Origin of the sequence: Roseixanthobacter psychrophilus (genome assembly GCF_043195195.1) — a bacterium.
In the GTDB taxonomy this organism is placed as follows: Bacteria; Pseudomonadota; Alphaproteobacteria; order Rhizobiales; family Xanthobacteraceae; genus NCEH01.
The window spans coordinates 1-4,149 of the sequence record NZ_JBAFWT010000094.1 but is presented as its reverse complement, the minus strand read 5'-3'; the positions used below and the strand labels follow the sequence as shown (position 1 = coordinate 4,149).

The following is a 4,149-nucleotide window of genomic DNA, read 5'->3' as shown; positions in this document are numbered from 1 at the left end:
TTAAACCTCTATCGACGATCCTCATTTGGACAATCGGACCATGACCTCACATCCCGGCAATCTCACCCCGTCCATCGACCCCGTGCAGCTCGACCGGCTGGCGCAAGTGGCGGTCAAGGTGGGGCTGGATCTGCAGCCCGGCCAGGACCTGTTCCTGACCGCCCCGATCGCGGCGCTGCCGCTGGTGCGGCGGATCGCCGAGCACGCCTACAAGGCCGGCGTCGGCCTCGTGACGCCGATGTTCTCGGACGATGAGATGACGCTTGCGCGCTATCGCTTCGGCGCCGATGCGAGCTTCGATCGGGCACCGGGCTGGCTCTATGACGGCATCGCCAAGGCGTTCAGCGCCAATACCGCGCGCCTCGCCATCGTCGGCGACAATCCGATGCTCCTGTCCGGCCAGGACCCCGCCAAGGTGGCGCGGGCCAACAGGGCGAATTCCAAGGCCTATCAGCCGGCGCTGGAAAAGATCGCCGGCTTCGACATCAATTGGAACATCATCGCCTACCCCACCGCCTCCTGGGCCAAGCTGGTGTTTCCCGGCGATGAAGAGCCCGTGGCCGTCGCCAAGCTGGCGCAGGCGATCTTCGCGGCGTCGCGCGTCGATGGCGATGATCCGGTGGCCGCCTGGAGCGCGCACAATGCCGCCCTGCGCACCCGCACCGAATGGCTGAATGGCCACCGCTTCCAGGCCCTGCATTATTCCGGGCCGGGCACCGATCTCACCATCGGCCTCGCCGACGGGCACGAATGGCAGGGCGGCGCCTCGACGGCGAAGAACGGCATTACCTGCAACGCCAACATTCCAACCGAGGAAGTGTTCACCACCCCCCACGCCCGTCGCGTGGAAGGGCACGTCTCCTCCACCAAGCCGCTGTCCTACCAGGGCACGCTGATCGACGAGATCTGGGTGCGGTTCGAGGCGGGGCGCATTGTCGAGGCCAAGGCGGCGCGCGGCGAGGAGGTGCTGAACAAGGTGCTGGAGACCGACGAGGGCGCGCGCCGGCTTGGCGAAGTCGCCCTGGTTCCCCATTCCTCGCCGATCTCGAAAAGCGGCCTGCTGTTCTTCAACACGCTGTTCGACGAGAACGCCGCCTGCCACATCGCGCTCGGCCAATGCTATTCCAAATGCTTCCTCGACGGCGCAAACCTCACGCCGGAGCAGATCGCCGAACAGGGCGGCAACAAGAGCCTGATCCATATCGACTGGATGATCGGCTCCGACCAGATCGACATCGACGGCATCACGGCAGACGGCGCCCGCGTGCCGGTGTTCCGCAAGGGCGAATGGGCCTGAGGCGGACCAGCGCCTGAAAAGCCGGCGGCGCACGCCCGTCGCCGGCGCGCCCCGCTCAGCGCAGGTTGAACCCCTCGATGAAATAGCGCGCCACCGGTGAGAGCGGCGCGCCGCGACGGGTGACCAGCTCATAGGGCTCGCTGCGCGAACGCAATTGCAGGGGCAATATGGAGGTCATGCCGAAGCTGGTGCAGAACTGCGCCACCTCGCTCGACAGCAGGGCCACGAACGAGGGCTCCCGCTGCAGCAGCGACAGGGTCGCGAAGGCCGAGGTGGTCTCCACCAGATAGAGCGGAAAGCGCAACCCCGCCTGCTGGAACTCGCGCTCCAGCAGCACCCGCATGGGCATGTTGGCGGAATAGACCACCCAGCGCGCCTCGGCGAGGTCGGCAAGCTCGATCCGCTTGCGGGTGGCCGCGGGATGATGGGTGTTCGCCACCACGGCGAGGGTTTCCTCGCGCACGATCACGCTGTCGTAGAGGTCCGGCCGCTCGCTGATGGTGGTGCGGCAGATGGCCATGTCGAGCCGCCCCTGGTCCAGCAGGCGCAGCAATTCGGCGCTGGTGTCCTCCACCAGTTCGATCGAGATGGCCGGATGCGCCTTGATGAGGCGCAGCATCATCTCGGTCAGCAGCGGCACCGCGCCCATGATGACACCGAGCCCGAGCTTGCCGCCGTGGCCCTGGAGCAGGCCTTCCATCTCCTCCCGCATCTGCCCGAGATTGGTGTGGATCAGCCTGGCATAGCGGATGACGCACAGGCCGGCATCATTGGCCACTAGCCCCCGATTGGTGCGGGTGAACAAGGTGGCGCCGAGCGTTTCCTCGATCTCCTGCAGCGCCTTGCTGGCGCCGGGCTGGCTCAGCCCCACCTGCTCCGCCGCCTTCAAGAGCGAGCCGAGATCGTCCAGCGCGATCAGCAGCCGCAGATGCCGCAGATGCAGCCGCGAGATCATGGAACCGAGGGAGGGCAGCATGTCTTTGTATTACTCCAGGATATAGCTGTATCAACTCTTCTCAGTTTTCAAAGAAAACCCCCTCACATATCCCTTTGCAGCAGCGCGGCGTCGTAAACCGGCGCCAACTTACGCTGCACTGCAATATAAAAAGATGCGAGTCGCGCCGCAACCGGGCGATTTCGTGGGGGAAATACTTGAAATGGCTCTGATCAATTACCTCACGCGCATCCAGTTCGGCTTCGGCTCGGTGTCGCTGCTGCAAGACGAGTGCGACCTGATCCCGATCCGCCGCCCCTTGATCGTCACCGACGCAGGGGTGCGCAAGGCTGGCATTCTCGACACGGTCCTGGAACAGCTTTCTGCAAAGACCGTCGTCACGATCTTCGATGCGACGCCGCCCAACCCGAACGAAGCCGCCGTGCGCGCCGCCCTTGCCGCCTATCGCGAGGGGGAGTGCGACGGCATCATCGCGGTCGGCGGCGGCTCCTCCATCGACCTCGCCAAGGGCGTGGCGGTGTGCGCGGCCCACGACGGACCGTTGAAGAGCTTCGCCGTGATCGAGGGCGGCGTGGAGCGGATCACCGCCGCGACCGCACCCGTGATCGCCATCCCCACCACCGCCGGCACCGGCAGCGAGGTCGGGCGCGGGGCGATCCTGATCCTGGACGACGGGCGCAAGGTCGGCGTGCTCTCGCCCTATCTCATTCCCAAGGTGGCGATCTGCGATCCCGACCTGACCCTGAGCCTGCCGCCCCTGCTGACGGCCGCGACCGGCATGGACGCCCTGTCCCATTGCATCGAGACCTATCTCTCCGCCGCTTTCAATCCGCCGGCCGACGGCATCGCGCTCGAAGGGCTGCGCCGGGCCTGGACCCATATCGGCCGCGCCACCCACGATCCGAGCGACCGCGAGGCGCGGCTGAACATGATGAGCGCCTCCATGCAGGGCGCCATGGCGTTCCAGAAGGGGCTCGGCTGCGTCCACAGCCTCAGCCATTCGCTCGGCGGCATCAATCCGCGGCTCCACCACGGCACGTTGAACGCCATCCTCCTGCCGGCGGTGCTCGAATTCAACAAGGATAGCGACTCCGCCCGGCACGAGCAGAAGCTGGAGCGCCTCGCCGAGGTGATGGGTCTTGGCGATGCCGATGAGGTCGGCCCGACCATCCGCGCCGCCACCGAGCATCTCGGCCTGCCCGCCAGCCTCGGCGCGGTGGGCGTCGGCGAAGATCTGTTCGCCGGCATCATCAAGGGCGCGGTGGCGGACCATTGCCACAAGACCAACCCGCGCGAAGCCACGCCGGACGATTACGCGCGAATGCTCGCGCAATCCCTCTGAGGAAAGCTTTCCGGTCTTCCACGGGCGGCGCAGACGCCAATGCGCCGCCAGCCGTTCTCTAACGAACTGTTTCATAAGAATAAATCTTCGTTCGCGCTCAGCGCGTCAAAGAACAATAGTCTGGGAGGGACCCTGATATGAGTATCAAGACGACCGTCGGCCAACAGGCCGCGTCGGTGGCGCAGGCCACCGATGCCGTGATCCGCAAGGCGGGATGGCGCATCATCCCCCTGTTCATGGCGTGCTTCGTGGTGGCCTATCTCGACCGGGTCAATGTCAGCTTCGCCAAGCTGCAGATGCAGAGCGAGCTGGGCTTTTCCGAAGCCGCCTACGGCCTCGGCGCCAGCATCTTCTTCATCGGCTATCTGCTGTTCGAAATTCCCTCCAACCTGATCCTCGCCAAGGTCGGCGCGCGGCGCTGGATCGCGCGGATCATGATCAGCTGGGGCATCGCCTCGGCGGTCATGATGTTCGTCACGTCCGAATATGCCTTCTATGCGCTGCGCTTCCTGCTCGGCGTGCTGGAAGCCGGTTTCGTGCCCGGCGCGGTGTATT

General features: G+C 65.5%; 4 protein-coding genes. 3 read left to right on the top strand and 1 reads right to left on the bottom strand.

What is annotated here, in order from left to right:
- Window positions 1-40 precede the first annotated feature (40 nt).
- Window positions 41-1,297 carry an aminopeptidase gene (locus V5F77_RS28255; protein ID WP_429008393.1) on the top strand — a complete coding sequence of 419 codons (1,257 nt, stop codon included), beginning with the start codon at window positions 41-43 and terminating at the stop codon, window positions 1,295-1,297.
- A 55-nt stretch (window positions 1,298-1,352) separates the two neighbouring features.
- On the opposite strand, the gene V5F77_RS28250 is transcribed toward V5F77_RS28255, so the two are convergent.
- The gene (locus V5F77_RS28250; RefSeq protein WP_429008392.1) at window positions 1,353-2,273 is read right to left on the bottom strand and encodes a LysR substrate-binding domain-containing protein; all 921 of its coding nucleotides are present in this window, start codon (window positions 2,271-2,273) and stop codon (window positions 1,353-1,355) included.
- Between the two features lie 181 nt (window positions 2,274-2,454).
- On the opposite strand from V5F77_RS28250, the gene V5F77_RS28245 reads away from it, so the two are divergent.
- Window positions 2,455-3,594, top strand: a complete 1,140-nt coding sequence (locus V5F77_RS28245) for an iron-containing alcohol dehydrogenase (protein WP_429008391.1) — start codon at window positions 2,455-2,457, stop codon at window positions 3,592-3,594.
- A 137-nt stretch (window positions 3,595-3,731) separates the two neighbouring features.
- Window positions 3,732-4,149, top strand: a 418-nt coding sequence (locus tag V5F77_RS28240) for an MFS transporter (protein ID WP_429008390.1), incomplete at its 3' end; no start/stop codon positions are given.

Excerpts from the sequence above, each read along its gene's own strand:
- V5F77_RS28245 (WP_429008391.1), top strand. The coding sequence starts at position 2,455 with ATGGCTCTGATCAATTACCTCACGCGCATCCAGTTCGGCTTCGGCTCG.
- V5F77_RS28250 (WP_429008392.1), bottom strand. The coding sequence starts at position 2,273 with ATGCTGCCCTCCCTCGGTTCCATGATCTCGCGGCTGCATCTGCGGCAT.
- V5F77_RS28255 (WP_429008393.1), top strand. The coding sequence starts at position 41 with ATGACCTCACATCCCGGCAATCTCACCCCGTCCATCGACCCCGTGCAG.